The following is a 14,870-nucleotide window of genomic DNA, read 5'->3' as shown; positions in this document are numbered from 1 at the left end:
GAGTTATTTGTTCGGTCTCCATCACACCGATGCTCCCAGTTCACGGTAGAGATCCAGGTACTGCCGCTCGATGGCCCGGACATCGAAATCCGCCTCCACCATCCGCCGCGCGGCCCGCCCCATCTCCTGGCGCTTCTCGGCGTCTTGCAGCAAGCCATTCACGCGATCGGTCAGCGCATCCACATCCCGATCCGCCACCAGAAAGCCCGTCTCCCCATCGCGCACCGCTTCGCGCACGCCCGGCACATCGAAACCCACGACCGGGAGGCCCGTGGCAGCAGCCTCGAGAACTGCTCGCGGCGTCCCCTCGCGGTACGAAGGGAACAGCAACAAATCCGCTTCGTCCAGCAGTGGCCTGACATCTTCAAGCCGCCCCAGGTATTCAACACCTTCCTTCTGCCGTACCCATTCAGCCGTCACGGCATCCGGGTGCACGGGATCCTCCTCGCCAGCCAGGAGGAACCGCGCCCCCGGCCACTCCTGCCGAATGCGCTCGGCAACCTCGCAGAACTCCGGGATCCCCTTCTGACGCAACAACCGCCCCAGCATCACCACGACCGGGGAGCGTTGATCCCTCCCGGAGCGATCCACCACCGCAAAGCGGTCCACATTCACCCCGGAACTGGCAATCAGCCGCGCCTGCTCGTCCCGCACCCAGCCCCGGTCCAGGAACAGCTGCCGATCATCGCGATTCTGGAAAATGACCCGATTGGCACGCGGCATGGCGACCGCATATCCCCAACCGGCCAACCGGGCCGCAACCCCTCCCGTGATGAATGCATGGCCCAGCCCGGTAATCGCATTCACGATGGCCACCGAATCCCCCAGCACCCGCCGCGCCGCCAGCGTACCGAAGATCACCGGCTTCGCATGGAAGTGCTGGATAAGCGCAGGCTTCCAGCGCCGACAGATTGCCCGCATCCTTCGATAGGCCGTCCAGTCGGCCCCGGGAGACAAGCCGCCCCGGTTGAAGACCACGGGCTCCAGACGAGCGCCCAGCTCCACAAGCGAACGGCTCTCCGCATCATCCGCCGTCGCCAGCACCACCTCCCAGCCCTGGTCAATAAAATGCCGAATGAGCGCGGTGCGCGAACTGGTCAGCGCGTATCCCCGGTTGGCGGCAAAAACTGCAACCGGCTTGTTCATTGGACCTCCCTTTCCTCCAACGGAATGCGGGCTCGTGCGCTCTCCGTCACCACTTGTTGCTGAGGAAACATGACTCACTCCGAAGAATCTGCGGATGGTTTCTGATGCCGGAGCTCCAGCGCGCCGACAAAGCTTGGCGTGGGCAGCGTGAGAGGCCCGGCCAGGCTGCGGGAGGTAATGTTGGTCACCATTTCGCGAATGGCACCGTAGACCAGGGCCGCCCCGTACTCGTATTCGTTCCCCGTCAGCAAGCCTTACGCATCCTTGCGGAACGCCATCATCGCCCGCTTGTTCGCGCGCGCCTCATCCGCCTCGGCAACCTCCGACCCGCACACATCGCACACGGCGTAACGCACCCGAATCGTCCCTTCCACACCGGCATGCTCCACCTGCTGAGTCGACTCCCGAGGCTCAAGCCGACCCTCACCACAGGCCGGACAAACCCGCTGTTTGCTTGCGGTGGCTTGGCTCATGTCAGGTTCCCTCCGCCCGTCATTCGCGGGCGAGGTCGCTCCCACAGACCCCCGGGCCCGAACCACCACCGCGCAAACACCAACCCCGGTAGGGGGCCAGCCCTCTGGCCGATGAGGGTTGGTCGGGCGTGGGTTATCGGCCAGGGGGCTGGCCTCCTACGCCGAATCCTGCCCCCTGTGGGAGCGGGCTCGCCCGCGAAGCCCCCGCCAAAATGGCCCCCGAAAATAATCATCCCAGGAGCGGCGTTTGACGCGCTGGGCCAAGGCACAACGCACCGGAGTGCCCGTCGAGCCGAGCCGCTTCGCGGGCCACATTCACATGCATGGCCTCGCGCGCGACCTCCCGCAATGCCGGGTCCACCGATCGCCCTTCCCGGGCGAACCACTCCAGCACATCCGCCAGATGCCAGAGCGCCGACCGGCCCTCGTGCAAAGGCAACGGGAAACTGTCCCGGTGGGTCTGCACCAGCTTGCGCATGTTCTGCCGGGAAAAGCCGAACAGGTCGGCCACATCGGACACCCCCACGAGATCCGGCGCCACTTCGACGAGCACCGCTGCCGGGACCACCTTACGCACATCGCGTATCGCACTCGTCACCGCGTCGCACGCCGACGCCGCCTCGCGCGAAAAAGAAAGCGCGAGCCGCCCCTCCTGGCCCGTTCCCATCAGTGCATCATCGCACCCGCCCTCGAACAGCCGGGCTTCCAGCCAGGAACGATCCCAATCGGATGGAATAGCGAATTTCAGCGTAAACTCGTAATGACTCATGATGGAGTTACTGGGAGGAGACAGCTACCGATTACGCGAGAAAACCGCCGGCTGAACGCCGGCTCCCTGGGTCAATTTTGTTGGCCAAAGGTGGGTCAAAAGCGATGGCCATTGACACCCGGTCGCGCGTCGAACACGCCGCGCCGATCGCGCTCCTCCGTCAGCTCGGTCTGGTTGGGCAAACCCGGCCGTGGCCCCACCAGGCTCATATCGCCCTTGAGCACGTTCCACAACTGCGGCAGCTCATCCAGCTTGGTCCGGCGCAGGAAGTGCCCGAACCGCGTCACCGCCGAGGCCTCGGCCAGATGCGTGGCCACCGAGGCCGTATCCGGCCGCATGGTGCGAAACTTCACCAGCGTAAATGGCCGCCGGTGGCGCCCCACCCGCTCCTGCCGGAACAGGGGCGAGCCCGTATCCCGCCAGCCCAGCAGCAGAAGCACCAGCATCACCGGCAGCGTCACCACCAGCCCCACCGCCGACAACACCACATCCAGAAATCGAATCACACCACCCTCTCTTAACTCCGCAACGGCGACACCGCCCGTCGCAGGCCCTCGTCCACACTCACCGGCGCCACCCACGCACCCGTTACCAAAACCCGGTCCATCATCACTCAACATCCCGTCATTGCGAGGGCCCAACGGGCCCGTGCCAATCGCCCACCTCGGACCCGCCAACACTTGTCATCGCCACCAGACTCATCCAAGATAATGGGTGGAGGCTTTGTTGGCGGCGACGCTGGCATTGCCTTTTTTATTGCCCGCTTATTGAATCGCGTTCTTCTCGCGGCCGCAGATCGTCGATGACCGCGAAACTCCACAGCGGGTAGCGCTGATCACCGTCTTCGCGCAGAGTCCTGAACCGCAAGTCACAAACCCTTTCCGCCAGCCCCGACAATTCGCTCCGAGCCGGACGCGTCATGGTACCGACGCGAACACCCCAGGCCACCAGATACGCAACAATGTCCGCCAACTGAACCGCTGTCGTCAGATGGCTGTGAACAAAGAACGGCTCTGGTATCACTCGGGCCGCCCGCATCCGCCCCTTGGTAGTCTCCCGGAAATACTGAGCCATTTGCCCTAGCAGGATATGGGCCTGCACCTTCTCGAGCTCATCGAATACCACCACACCCATCGTGCTCTCGGCTTGCTCTTCAAGAAAGTGGTAGTAACGCTCGAACAGGTAAGCGTAATCTTTGCGCAGAAGCTGCCCCTCCGGTCGCGGAGCCTCGCAATCCACGATGCTCGCAAACGTACGCACGCGGTAACGCGCACAAATCTCCAGCAAGTGCCCCACGAAGGCGATCTTCGCCTGAGCCAAGGCCGTAAGCTCTTCCTTGGTGGGACCGGTTGCACCGGCATCCTCACGACGCTGCCTCGACCCCTTTTCAAGACACACACGCGCCAATGCAGCCCTTCGCTCCGGCGTGATCGCCTCCATCTGCCCGGCCAAGCGGAACGTCTTGCGCTTCAGCAGCTTCTTGCCCTTGAGCTCCAGCTCATCCGGCGAGATCCGCTGGCCGAAGAAAGTCCTTTCCGCATCCTGTACTTCACAGACCAGGTTCCAGAGGTCCCGATCCTCCACACACACGCCGGCCAACACCTCATAGGGAGAATGCCTGTGGTCCTGGCCGCTTTCATCCATGAACAGCATAAAGCTCACGCCGCGTACCTCCTCTGTAACTGGATCAAGTGTCCATTCCTGCCTGCCTTGAACCCAGCAAACGCCTGTAAATCTCCAGGTGGGCATCCACCACCTTCTCGATCGCGAACTCCCGCTCCGCCAGCGCCCGCCCGGCACGCCCCATGGCCTGCCGCCTTTCCGGGTCTTCCACAAGCGCCTGCAGCGCATCGGCCAGCGCCGGCACATCGCGCACCGGCACCAGCACCCCAGTCTCGCCGTCCTCGATGGCATCGCGACAGCCGGGCACATCCGTGGTGACCACCGCCCGGCCACAGGCCGCCGCTTCGATCAGCACCTTCGGCAGCCCTTCTCGATAGGACGGAAGAACCACCACATGGCTCTCACGGAAGATCCGGGCGATGTCTCGCCGGAAACCGAGGAACTCCGCAACACCCTCGGCCTTCCACCGATCCACGTCCTCCGCGCTGACCGACGACGGATTACCCGGATCGGGGTCGCCCACGACCAGGAACCTGGCCTGGACTCCCCGCGCAACCACCAGCCGGGCGGCCTCGATGAACTCCACGATCCCCTTCTCGCGCAGCAGACGAGCCGCCATCACCACCACGGGGGTTCCGGGCGGTTCGGCGTGGCAGGCGTACCCTTCCAGGTCCACTCCCGAGCCGCGGATGATCTCCGTTTTTCTCCTCCCTGAGACCACCCTCCCCGATCAAGGCCATCCGATCATCCGGATTCTGCAGGATCACAGTCTGGTTTCCATGGCCCAGGGCTGCGCGATACATGGCCTGGGCAACCCGTCTCATCAAGCCGGCACGCCCGCCGGACGTGGTGAACAGCGTCCCCAATCCGGAAATCGCGGACACCACCGCCGGCACCCGCGCCAGCCGTGCCGTCATCCCGCCGTACAGCACCGGCTTGATCGTCACCAGATGCACCAGGTCCGGTCGCAGCCGCCGGAACAGCCGATACAACGCCCACAGCGAACGCGCCTCGGCGAACGGATTGGCACCGCGTCGCGACATCGGTACCGGCACGGCCTTCAGGCCCTGCTCACCAAGCTCCGCCGGCGGCTCGCCCGGCGCCGCCACGTACACATCAAACCCTGCATCCCGGGCACCCACGCCAACGGCCAGCCGATGCGACACAAAGAAGCCGAAGTCGTTGACGACAAAGAGAAGCCGCACGCCCTACAACCGCAAATCCGCCGCTTCGGGCGGCAGGGCCGACTTCACGTCGAACACCACGGCATTCTCGCGCCCCAGGCGGCGCACGCCCTCGCCGCCCAGCGCCACGAACTCCCGATGCGGCACGGCCAGTACCATCGCATCGTACGCACCGGCATCCGGCTCACCTTCCAGCAGGTCCAGGGCGTATTCCTCACGCGCCTCGGCCGCATCCACCCACGGGTCCCACACGTCCACCTGCGCGTTGTAGCCCTGCAGGTCCTCGATGATGTCCACCACCCGGGTGTTGCGAACATCCGGGCAGTTCTCCTTGAACGCCAGCCCCATCACCAGGATGCGCGACCCCACCACCGGGAAGCCCTTGCGGATCATCGCCTTCACCAGGCGGTCGGCAATATGCCCGCCCATGCCGTCGTTCACCCGCCGCCCGGCCAGGATCATCTCCGGATGGTGGCCCACCGCCTGGGCCTTGTGCGTCAGGTAGTACGGGTCCACCCCAATGCAGTGCCCGCCCACCAGCCCGGGCCGGAACGGCAGAAAGTTCCACTTGGTGCCCGCCGCCGCCAGCACCGCCTCGGTATCCAGCTCCAGCCGGTCGAACAGCAGCGCCAGCTCGTTCACCAGCGCAATGTTCACGTCCCGCTGGGTGTTCTCGATCACCTTGGCGGCCTCGGCCACGCGGATGCTCGGCGCCCGGTGCGTACCCGCGCGGATGATGCGCGCGTACAGCTCGTCCACAAACCGCGCCACCTCCGGCGTGGAGCCCGAGGTCACCTTCACGATGTCCGGAATGCGGTGCGCCTTGTCCCCGGGGTTCACCCGCTCCGGGCTGTAGCCCAGGAAGAACCCTTCATTCACGGTCAGGCCGGACTCCGCCGCCAGCACCGGCGCGCAGTCTTCCTCCGTGGCCCCGGGATACACCGTGGACTCGTAGATCACCACATCGCCCTCGCCCAGCGCCCGCCCCACCGTACGGCTGGCCGCCAGCAGCGGCCCCAGATCCGGCCGCCGGTGCGCATCAATCGGCGTGGGCACCGTCACGATGAACACATTGCAGTCCGCCAGCGCCGCCGGGTCCGCCGTCATCTCCAGTTGCGTGGCCGCCGCCAGTTCCTCCGGCTCCACCTCCCGCGTGCGATCATGCCCCCGGTTCAGCTCCGCCACGCGCTGGGCGTCGATATCGAACCCCAGTGTGGGCAACACGCGCCCGAACTCCGCCGCCAGCGGCAGGCCCACGTAGCCCAGGCCGATGACCGCAATGCGTATCTCCTCTGGCTCCGGCCAGCAAAAACTGCCCACTGCCATCATTTTTTTCCCACGATCACGCTGTTACCACCAAAGAGCCGAGATATCACCGGGACCTGCCCTATCTTTTTCTCCCACCTCCCGAACCACAAATCCTTCGACTTAACATTTTGCCCTGCAATCTTCCTCATCAACCATTCAACGCGCGACAACCCCGTTCCGGTTCGATACAAGGAAACATCTTGAAATCTCGATCTCATCATGTAAACATCTTCAACGGTGAGCGGGTCATCTGTACCCCGATCAACCCTGCGAACCCTCCTCGCCCACCACATTAACTTATAAAGCACCCGAGGAAACACTGGCTCTATCATTAACACCACCCCCCCGGACGGAGCACCCGATATATCTCATCAAATGACTGCGGCCGGTGCGTGTGATGAATCGTCGCGCGAGAGAACACGAAGTCGAAGCTTTCATCTTTAAACGGAAGCGCTTCGCAGGTTGCAGTATGAAACTCGGCCTGACGAACAAGATCCGATTCAGACAAATCCAGCTCCACCTGTAGCCTCTTTTTCCCCAAAGCCTGAGACTCTGGCGACGGTTCCACCTGCGCTAGAAGCCTGGCACCCTCGTACAATAAATTCCAGGAATCCAAACAACTCCCGCCTATGTCAAGAACATCTTTTCCAGAAAGGATTGCCTCTCCCCCATGGGCACCCTGAAGCTTCTTTTTCGCCCATGAAAGCCCCGGACTTCCACCCCACCATCGACCTCGATTCTCCGGCGCCGTTTTCGTTACAGATACAGACTCGGCCCACTGGTCATATTTTTCTCTTTCCGAAGCGATGGCTCCCGTAACATCATCCCCAAGCCATTCTATACGGCGGTGAGCTGCATCAATGGCGGCCTCACTCCCGCAAGCATCGCATACCAACCCCAATCCGTTTTCGATTATACTCCCGCCACATTTCGGGCATTGCCATCTCGCACGAAGCGGATACTCTTCCATACCATCAACCATACATACTCCTGAACCGATACAAATATGCGCAGAACCCAGCCAAGGGATGCTTCTTAATTCAGATCAGCGTTGTCATGTTTCGGCAATCAGCCGCCCGTATTCCGCACCCCATTGCCAGGTTCCAAAGCGCTCCACCGCAAACTCGGTAGCGTGTTGCCCGACTTCATCCAATCCCTTCCGATTCTCAAGGCACCACCCGATCCGGTGCGCCCAGCTCTCCGGGCTGTCCCCCCGCAGAATCCACCCGGTCTCCCCTTCGGTGACGACTTCCGGCATCCCCCCGGCCTCGCTGACCAGCACGGGCAGGCCGATGGCCATCGCTTCCTGCACCGTATTGGGCACGCCCTCGTCCCGAGAGGGCATCGCCAATACGTCCGCGCTCGCCATCAGTTCGTGGACATCCGAGCGCCAACCCAGGAACTCCACGTCCTCGCCGAGCCCCGCGGCATTGATCTTTTCCTTCAAAGCCTCGGCATAGGCCTCTTCAAACACCCCGCCGGCCAACTGAACGCGAATCGGAGCATCCGGGCGTGCCTGCCGTACTCGGCCGAGCGCATCAATCAACAGCTGCTGATTCTTCCGATCGCAGATCGTGCCGACCTGAAGAATCACAAACGGATCGCCCTCCCGGCGCTCGCTCGCCATTCGCTTGGCCCGGAACGGTTCCAGCGATGGCAGATCGATGCCGGGGATGATTGTCCGGAACTTCTGTCGGTACCGCGCGGCCAGCTCCAGACCGAAAATCGCATCCGGCGCAGCCGAATACTGGAATACCACGCGCTTGGCCGCCCACAGCCCCAGCCGATGCAGCCAGCGCACAACACCCCGGGATGGCAGCTCGTAATCCACGTCCCATACCAGGGGCCGCCGGCTCAGAAGCGCACCCAGCCCGGCAAACGCAATCCCCTTGCTGCCGCGAATCCAGACGACATCCGCACCGTGCTTCCGAATCTTCCGCGCGATACCCAGGTTCTGCACCAGCAGGCTGAACAGCGCCTTCAGGCGGAATACGGCATTACCCCCGAACAACGCACCGTGACGTTGGCGGAGCACCCCGACCGGCTCCACCTCCACCGTATCGAGCCCCTGTTCCTCCGCCGCCCGAAACAGGTCGCTGTCGCGCTGGGTGGCGATACACATCTCGATGCCCTGCTCACGCAGGACGGAGGCAAGGGTGAGCAGCCTCCGGGGCGCCCCGGTCAGACCGCCCGGGGTCGGCATGTAGGCAAAGACTTTCATTGGCCGCCCCCCACTCCAGCCGCGCGCCGAGCAGATGTTCCGCCCACCCGAATCCGGTCCACCACGCGAACGAACAGATAAAAGCCAATCACTGGAACGAATGCGTGAACGAAGTTGTAGATCTCGTTACTTCCCGGCGCGAGGGCCATGATGGTGTACAGATAAACCGGAATAATCAGTGGATGCTCGGGGTTGGTCCGATACAGCGATGCGGCAAGCCGCAACACCCCGCCGAACAACAGGAAAGCCATTACCACCCCGGGATAGGAAAAGTTCCAGTACGCCTCGCCCACCGGCCCGGTGGGTATGCCGCTCAGGGGATTTCCGTAGATATAGGTGGCATTCAGTTTGCCAGCCGCAGCCGGCGTATCCCCCGGCCACAGCCTGCCCGGAATCACCACGAACGGAATCGACAGATACGACTCGCCCAGGAGGTAATCCACTCGGCCGGGCACGCTCCCCAGAACGGCGATCTGCCCGTTATTGGTCGTGCTGTGCCGAACCATCTCGCCATAGCCGGCCTGGGCGCTGGACCAGATCTCGGCCTGGAACTCGACGTCCGCCAGCGTAGCCGCTCCACGTGTGGCGGCCCGGAATTCGCCCAACAGGCCGACTAGGACGATCGCGATGCCCGCTGCCACCCACAGTGCCCGATATGGAATCGTCCGGTTCCGCAGCGCCCACATGAGGGCGATCAGGATAAACGGCCATATCGCGCTACTTCGCGAACCTGTAGCTGCGAACACCAGAAATGCGGCGAACAGCGCCACCATCCAGAACACGGGATGTTTCACCGCATAGCGGTCGAAGGCCAGCCATACGACCGGCACAATCGTGCCCACACCCGCCAGGTAGTGCCACTGCCCGCCAATCTCCGCGCCAATGCGTTGATCGGAGGCAATGCCGCGCTGGAGCAGCAGTTGGCCCAGCCCCCCGGCCTCCATGGCGAGTATCGCCACCGCCGCTGTAGGCAGCGCCATCCATAGAACCGCCGCCTTCGCCAGCCGCCTCGGCTGTGCAGGCTGGCGCAGCCGCGGCACCCGAATGTTCCGAAACAGCCCGTAGCCAACATACAGGGCGGCCAGCGCGAGCGCTTCCAGCAAGAACGACTGGGCCGCAACCATCTCCAGCTCGGTCCGCCCCATGCCCGGCAGAGCCCGGTGAAACTCCAGCCCCGTTGCCCCCAGAACGGCATCGCCCGTGAGCAGGGACCGCAACCCGGTCCAGGTTGCGTAAAAGAACAGGGGATGGAACAGCCCCGGTGTACGCAGAAAGGCCCCGAACAGCGGCAAGGCCAGCACGCCCACATAGACCAGGAATGCGCCAAAAAGCAGCGGATGAGACCCGTGCTCCGCCCCGAACGAAACGATGCCGCTAAGCACCACAATCAACAACAGCCCGCCAATAATTGCGCCGCGCTCCAGCGGCAGCAGCGCCAGGTACGGGCTGTCGGGCCGGGTACCCCGGATCACGGATGCACCTTCTCGTCCGCAGCGTTCGGATGCGAGTTTGCGGCCCCGTCCGCCGCTTCGGCCACAAACTGCTCCCGCAGGGCACGCTCCTCCGCAAACGCCGCCTCCAGCTCCGCGCGAAACTCCGGCGAAAGCGTTTCCTTCGCCAGGGCCCGCTCATTCAGCCGCCCGAGACCAAACCCCTTGTTGACGCCGAGCGCAACACGCATACGCCCACCCAGCCGAAGGGCCTTCTGCAGCACACGGCTCCGGTGGCCCCTGGCCTCGTTCGCCGGTGGAAAATCCTCGCGGCCGTCATCGTCCACGCCAAGATGCCCGAGCACCCGCCGGTACTGGCGTGCCGGGTCTTCCTGCATCCATTCCAGCGGCACGTGCAGCACACGCTCCGCAGGTACCTGCACATAGAGCCTCTGCAACAGCGAGCCCAGGCTGCAGGCCGCGAAATACTGCAAAAATGCGGGCTCGGTACAGTCCCTGGGTAAATGCCGCCCGATCGCCCGTTGCTCCTGCAGCCGCCAGGCCGCCTCGAACGTCGGCTGATCCTCGTGCAGTACTCGCCGGTTGTGATGGTAGAGCGAATGCGCCATCGCCACCGGGTCCCGCGTCATAACGATATACCGGGCACCCGGGTGTTCCCGTTCGATATTGGCAACCGCCTCCTGCGAAAACAGATACCAGGTTGACGCCTCCCCGATTGCCCGATGCGCTTCCGCCACCCCGTCAAAGAGCCTGGCGTAGCGATCCGCCGATTGAATACTCCGATTGGCGAGGTCGACGCTGTAATAGTGCGGCTCCTTGATGGAGGACATGAACACCTGCGGGTGCTGCTCCAGCCAGCGCGCAAGAGAGGTCGTCCCGCACTTGGGTGCGCCCAGGATGAAGAAATTCGGGGCTTTGCCACTCATTGACCCACCCTCGCGGCTTTGATCGCCTTCCGCACCCGGGCTGGAACCAACCATGGCGTGACCAGACGAACCAGGTTCGTTCGGCTGAACCCTCGCTGGCGTGCCACTTCTGCCACGATCCACGTAAGCGCGCCCAGTTTGCGGTCGTGAGCGGCCTTACGCGACAGGATGTTCGCCACGAACGCAGCCCGGGCCCGAGGCGTCATCAGGGCCTTGTGCCCGTCATACCACCCCCGGCTGAACGGGTATCCGCCGGGTCGGCTCAGACCCTCGCCCGGTGCCAGATGGCGCTCGCAGACCTCCTCCGGCGCCACCACCAACCCAAGCTCCTGCCCGGCCTCCAGCATCCAGCTCCAGTCCTCGTGGCGTTCCTGTTCCTCGTCGAACGGATACTTCTCGAAAGCCCAGCGCGGCGCCATCAGCGTCGAAGTGTTTGCGCCACCATAGCCGCAGAACAGCACTTCGGACACGGGCACTCCCGAAGGCACCACGCCCGAGGGTCGCACATGGCTACGCTCTCCATCCGCATAGACCACCTCGACCCCGGCCAGAATCGCCTCCTCCAGGCCACTGCGTTCCAGTGCCGCGAATTGCGCCTCCAGCTTGCCCGGCAGCCAGACATCATCGTCATCCAGCAGTGCAATCCAGTCCCCACGGGCCTGCTGCACACCGAAATTTCGCGTCGCCGAAGCGCTCCCGCGCCGCGGCGCCTCGACAAACCGCACGCGCTCGTCCCCCAGCTCCGCCAGCAAACGACTCTTCTCGGCATCGGGCCCGTCGTTGGAGACAATCACCTCCACTGGCGCCAGCGTCTGGGCGAGCGCGCTCCGCACCGCACGCAGGACTTCCTCATGCCGCTCATGGCTCGGGATGACGACACTGACCCGGCTCATTCAACCTGCCCCATTCGTACCGCTGGATCGTTCAGTCTCTTGCGCACCCGAACGCGGCCGGACCAGTTCACGAAAAGATTCCCCCGCCCTTTCCGCATCCGCTCGCAATCTTTCTCGAACACTCTCTCCAGCGACCGCCTCATCGGCCTCCAACACCTCATTTATCCGCGCCAGCAGGCCCGCCGACTCAAGTCCACGATAATCCACTACGAAGCGATCATGACCGAAGACCATTTCGTTGATACCAGTCGCCTTGACGCTATACCCGATGGAAATCACCGGAACCCCCATGGACATCGCGGCAATCGTTGCATGGGTCCGCGCGCCCATGAACACCCGACACCGCCGAATCAGGCCCTTTATTTGCGCGGCATTGATTTCATCGGTGACCGCCACGTTGGCTACCCCTTCCGAATCAAGCCCACGCTTTACCTTATCCAGCGCCTTCCGGTCATCATTCGGACCTTGATATGACATCACATGAGGAAGCAGAAGCACCGTGAACCCGTATTGATCATGGGCCGCCTTCAGAGCACACACCAACTCCCTGATGAAAGCCTCCGCCCGTTCTCCGAGCTTTCCCAGGACCAACGGACTGACATTCACGCCAATGTAGTTCTCCTCCCCGAGTTCGAAGAGACCCTCCGTCTGTGGCTCCAAGGCAAACGCAGGGTCCGAAAACCTCCTGAGCCGACTTACACCCAGCACTTCCCTGCAGTAGCGTTCGCTCCTCGCCTCACGCACATGAATCATTGAGTAGCGACGCATGTGGCGCGCCATGAACTCTTCGTACCTCTTGCTCCGGCCAAAAGGCCCCACAGACGCTCCCCACAAGACAACGGGCAGCCCCTGATCCATCGCATACCGATCCAAAATAACCGGCATAAATGGAAGAGAATAATCCTCAGAATAGTTATCCCCACCAACAGCCAGAACCGCATCACAATCGTCAATCAGACGACGTGCACCCGCCGGTGGCCGAACAGGCGGATAGCGGTTGTTCAACCGATCCAGGCGTTTGCGAGCCTTACCGAACACTCTCATGGGGATCGACTGCCTCAAACAATCACTGAAAGTAACCCCATACCCTTCCGCTTCCGGCCAGAGTGCTCGATCCCGTTCGATATTCGTGCTAGGAACCACAAATTCGGCGCCAGGAATCGCTTTCCGAACAATATCCACGGTAGAACGAACAATCGCCTCGCATCCCCGGTTGCCAAAATCCCTATGCCCTGATAGAAAAATCTTCGTCATTCTTGCGAACCCACTCTCTACGCCCTAATTATCAGGGGTCTTACCCTTAATCCCCGCGCCCACCTTGGTGCGGCCACGGAATTCATACCACCACCAAACGAGCTGGACGCTCATTCGAATCGAGCCAAAACATGATCGTAAATCAAACGGAGATCCTTGCGCCCTTCTGATGGCGCGACACACCATTGTCCGCCGCATACGACCGCAAGCGGATAGTGCCCCTTAACGCTCACGCGCCCTCCCCTGGTGCGAATCGTTCGCAAATCAATAGGCTCATCCCGATACTCAAACTCCGACACAAAATCTGCCTTTTCGGTAGAGGGTGTATATCCCTCGGGAAGCCGTACATATAAGTCGGGATATGCATCACGGAACTCGCAATCCGGCACGTCCGGTATTTGCGCCCACATACCATGCTCTTTCGCAACCGGATGCTCATTGAACGCATGGAGCAACTGCGACGCCAACTGCGGTTTTTCCGATACCGTCACCGGGCCCCCAAATCGATGTTCATCATTCAGGAATATCCCGTGACTCGCTTGATGGTGCGTAATCATGAAGGCCAGGCTTTCCCCTGGATCGAACGGCGTAACGGACCTAACTCGCTTCGTAATCGCAGTATTGTTCTTTACTCGGCGCACCCAAGACGACGGAAGCCTTCTACGCAGCTTTCTCAAAGCCGAGATGATCCCGCTGCGCCCCGCCGCTGGTATTTGATAGCCCATTTCCTTCAGAACCGCATTAAAGTTGACTGAGTGAGTTCTTGCGGCAGTGCTGTGGTCCGAGACAAGAATCAGCTCGCTGGAAGGAAACTCATCCCGCAGCTTTCTCACCGCCTCATCAATCTTCCCGTAATATCGTTTTCCTGCTTCGATCAATTCCTCGTTGCAAGTTTGTCCTCGCTGTTTTCGGTCCAGCTCCGGAAGAAGGAACGATTCCGCCATCACCATGGAGCGATTCGCCACGAAACCGAGATCCACATCAAATTTGCACGACAGGTCCGAAAATGCTTCACATCTGAGAGCGTCCATTTGGGCCAGACGCTGGAAAAAATCTTCCGGTTCATAGAGAGCCTTTTCATCAAGCAAGGACCCTAGCCGCTCGTCCACAATGTATCCCATGGCATCCAGCGTGGCCTTCACTGAGTGGGGATAGACTTGCTCCTCGGCGACAACCTGTTGCACGCCCCGTCCGCCGCCGCCGCCGGAGACGAAGAAGCCATCAACTTTTGGTGCTGGATTCGTGGTCGGGACATTCATTACACCGACTCGATAACCCCGCTCGTTCAGCTGCTGCCATATCGGTTTGACACGTTCTCCCAGGCCCGGGATTCCCGAGAGACTGCACTTGTCTGTCCAGCGGTAGCTGCCATCGAGCTCAGGTCGCTCATAGAGAGCTCCCGTTTCCGTTCCGTGCCGACCGGTAAAGATCTCGACCCACCCCCGACTGATAATATCCTCGTCAAGCTCAAGAGCTTCACCATCATCGATCAGGGACTCCAGGAATGGTGTCCAGCCCCGCTTGAACGTCTCACGCTGGACGCCATCCATACCGAGCATCAATATCTTCATATGAAGCGCTCCCTGTTTATACGCCACCATGCCGGGGCTTTGCTGGTTTCT

At 62.1% G+C, this 14,870-nt stretch carries 13 protein-coding genes and 2 pseudogenes; all 15 read right to left on the bottom strand.

Annotated elements, in window-relative coordinates:
- Positions 1-21: 21 nt before the first annotated feature.
- Positions 22-1,146 (bottom strand): glycosyltransferase family 4 protein, encoded by a 1,125-nt coding sequence (locus D577_RS0112295; RefSeq protein ID WP_018947769.1) that lies wholly within the window; start codon positions 1,144-1,146, stop codon positions 22-24.
- Between the two features lie 74 nt (positions 1,147-1,220).
- Entirely contained in the window at positions 1,221-1,397 is a 177-nt protein-coding gene (locus D577_RS14375) for a hypothetical protein (protein WP_018947768.1), read from the bottom strand.
- 3 nt (positions 1,398-1,400) lie between these two features.
- Positions 1,401-1,619, bottom strand: a complete 219-nt coding sequence (locus tag D577_RS0112285) for a hypothetical protein (RefSeq protein WP_026289058.1) — start codon at positions 1,617-1,619, stop codon at positions 1,401-1,403.
- 229 nt (positions 1,620-1,848) lie between these two features.
- Positions 1,849-2,388, bottom strand: coding sequence for an AlpA family transcriptional regulator (locus D577_RS0112280; RefSeq protein WP_026289057.1), 540 nt, complete (start codon positions 2,386-2,388; stop codon positions 1,849-1,851).
- A 107-nt stretch (positions 2,389-2,495) separates the two neighbouring features.
- Positions 2,496-2,894: pseudogene (locus D577_RS13705) on the bottom strand (sugar transferase); the annotation flags it as partial.
- A gap of 247 nt (positions 2,895-3,141) precedes the next feature.
- Positions 3,142-4,041 carry a DUF3800 domain-containing protein gene (locus D577_RS0112270; RefSeq protein ID WP_244263465.1) on the bottom strand — a complete coding sequence of 300 codons (900 nt, stop codon included), beginning with the start codon at positions 4,039-4,041 and terminating at the stop codon, positions 3,142-3,144.
- A 34-nt stretch (positions 4,042-4,075) separates the two neighbouring features.
- Positions 4,076-5,216: pseudogene (locus D577_RS13700) on the bottom strand (glycosyltransferase family 4 protein).
- Between the two features lie 3 nt (positions 5,217-5,219).
- Complete coding sequence (locus tag D577_RS0112260) at positions 5,220-6,521, bottom strand: nucleotide sugar dehydrogenase (protein WP_018947762.1); 1,302 nt, start codon at positions 6,519-6,521, stop codon at positions 5,220-5,222.
- A 313-nt stretch (positions 6,522-6,834) separates the two neighbouring features.
- The gene (locus tag D577_RS14120; RefSeq protein WP_081618841.1) at positions 6,835-7,485 is read right to left on the bottom strand and encodes a class I SAM-dependent methyltransferase; all 651 of its coding nucleotides are present in this window, start codon (positions 7,483-7,485) and stop codon (positions 6,835-6,837) included.
- Between the two features lie 72 nt (positions 7,486-7,557).
- A complete protein-coding gene (locus D577_RS0112255) occupies positions 7,558-8,724 on the bottom strand; it encodes a glycosyltransferase family 4 protein (protein WP_018947761.1) in 1,167 nt (388 codons plus the stop codon).
- The gene (locus D577_RS0112250) at positions 8,721-10,196 is read right to left on the bottom strand and encodes an O-antigen polymerase (protein WP_018947760.1); all 1,476 of its coding nucleotides are present in this window, start codon (positions 10,194-10,196) and stop codon (positions 8,721-8,723) included. The genes D577_RS0112255 and D577_RS0112250 overlap by 4 nt, the downstream gene beginning before the upstream one ends.
- Positions 10,193-11,101: a sulfotransferase gene (locus D577_RS0112245; protein WP_018947759.1), complete on the bottom strand. Its 909-nt coding sequence runs from the start codon at positions 11,099-11,101 to the stop codon at positions 10,193-10,195. Before D577_RS0112245 ends, D577_RS0112250 begins: the two co-directional genes overlap by 4 nt.
- Positions 11,098-11,994, bottom strand: a complete 897-nt coding sequence (locus tag D577_RS13695; RefSeq protein WP_018947758.1) for a glycosyltransferase family 2 protein — start codon at positions 11,992-11,994, stop codon at positions 11,098-11,100. The genes D577_RS0112245 and D577_RS13695 overlap by 4 nt, the downstream gene beginning before the upstream one ends.
- Positions 11,995-13,248 (bottom strand): polysaccharide pyruvyl transferase family protein, encoded by a 1,254-nt coding sequence (locus D577_RS0112235; protein WP_081618840.1) that lies wholly within the window; start codon positions 13,246-13,248, stop codon positions 11,995-11,997.
- A 110-nt stretch (positions 13,249-13,358) separates the two neighbouring features.
- A complete protein-coding gene (locus D577_RS14280; RefSeq protein WP_155985573.1) occupies positions 13,359-14,819 on the bottom strand; it encodes an alkaline phosphatase family protein in 1,461 nt (486 codons plus the stop codon).
- Positions 14,820-14,870 lie beyond the last annotated feature (51 nt).

Source organism: Thioalkalivibrio sp. AKL17, from assembly GCF_000377885.1.
GTDB classification, from domain to species: Bacteria; Pseudomonadota; Gammaproteobacteria; order Ectothiorhodospirales; family Ectothiorhodospiraceae; genus Thioalkalivibrio; species Thioalkalivibrio halophilus.
Note: the sequence above shows the minus strand (reverse complement) of the source record. Positions and strands in the feature narration are given on the sequence as shown.

Excerpts from the sequence above, each read along its gene's own strand:
- D577_RS0112270 (WP_244263465.1), bottom strand. The coding sequence starts at position 4,041 with ATGCTGTTCATGGATGAAAGCGGCCAGGACCACAGGCATTCTCCCTAT.
- D577_RS0112255 (WP_018947761.1), bottom strand. The coding sequence starts at position 8,724 with ATGAAAGTCTTTGCCTACATGCCGACCCCGGGCGGTCTGACCGGGGCG.
- D577_RS0112280 (WP_026289057.1), bottom strand. The coding sequence starts at position 2,388 with ATGAGTCATTACGAGTTTACGCTGAAATTCGCTATTCCATCCGATTGG.
- D577_RS13695 (WP_018947758.1), bottom strand. The coding sequence starts at position 11,994 with ATGAGCCGGGTCAGTGTCGTCATCCCGAGCCATGAGCGGCATGAGGAA.
- D577_RS0112260 (WP_018947762.1), bottom strand. The coding sequence starts at position 6,521 with ATGGCAGTGGGCAGTTTTTGCTGGCCGGAGCCAGAGGAGATACGCATT.
- D577_RS14120 (WP_081618841.1), bottom strand. The coding sequence starts at position 7,485 with ATGGTTGATGGTATGGAAGAGTATCCGCTTCGTGCGAGATGGCAATGC.
- D577_RS0112295 (WP_018947769.1), bottom strand. The coding sequence starts at position 1,146 with ATGAACAAGCCGGTTGCAGTTTTTGCCGCCAACCGGGGATACGCGCTG.
- D577_RS14280 (WP_155985573.1), bottom strand. The coding sequence starts at position 14,819 with ATGAAGATATTGATGCTCGGTATGGATGGCGTCCAGCGTGAGACGTTC.
- D577_RS0112245 (WP_018947759.1), bottom strand. The coding sequence starts at position 11,101 with ATGAGTGGCAAAGCCCCGAATTTCTTCATCCTGGGCGCACCCAAGTGC.
- D577_RS0112235 (WP_081618840.1), bottom strand. The coding sequence starts at position 13,248 with ATGACGAAGATTTTTCTATCAGGGCATAGGGATTTTGGCAACCGGGGA.
- D577_RS0112285 (WP_026289058.1), bottom strand. The coding sequence starts at position 1,619 with ATGAGCCAAGCCACCGCAAGCAAACAGCGGGTTTGTCCGGCCTGTGGT.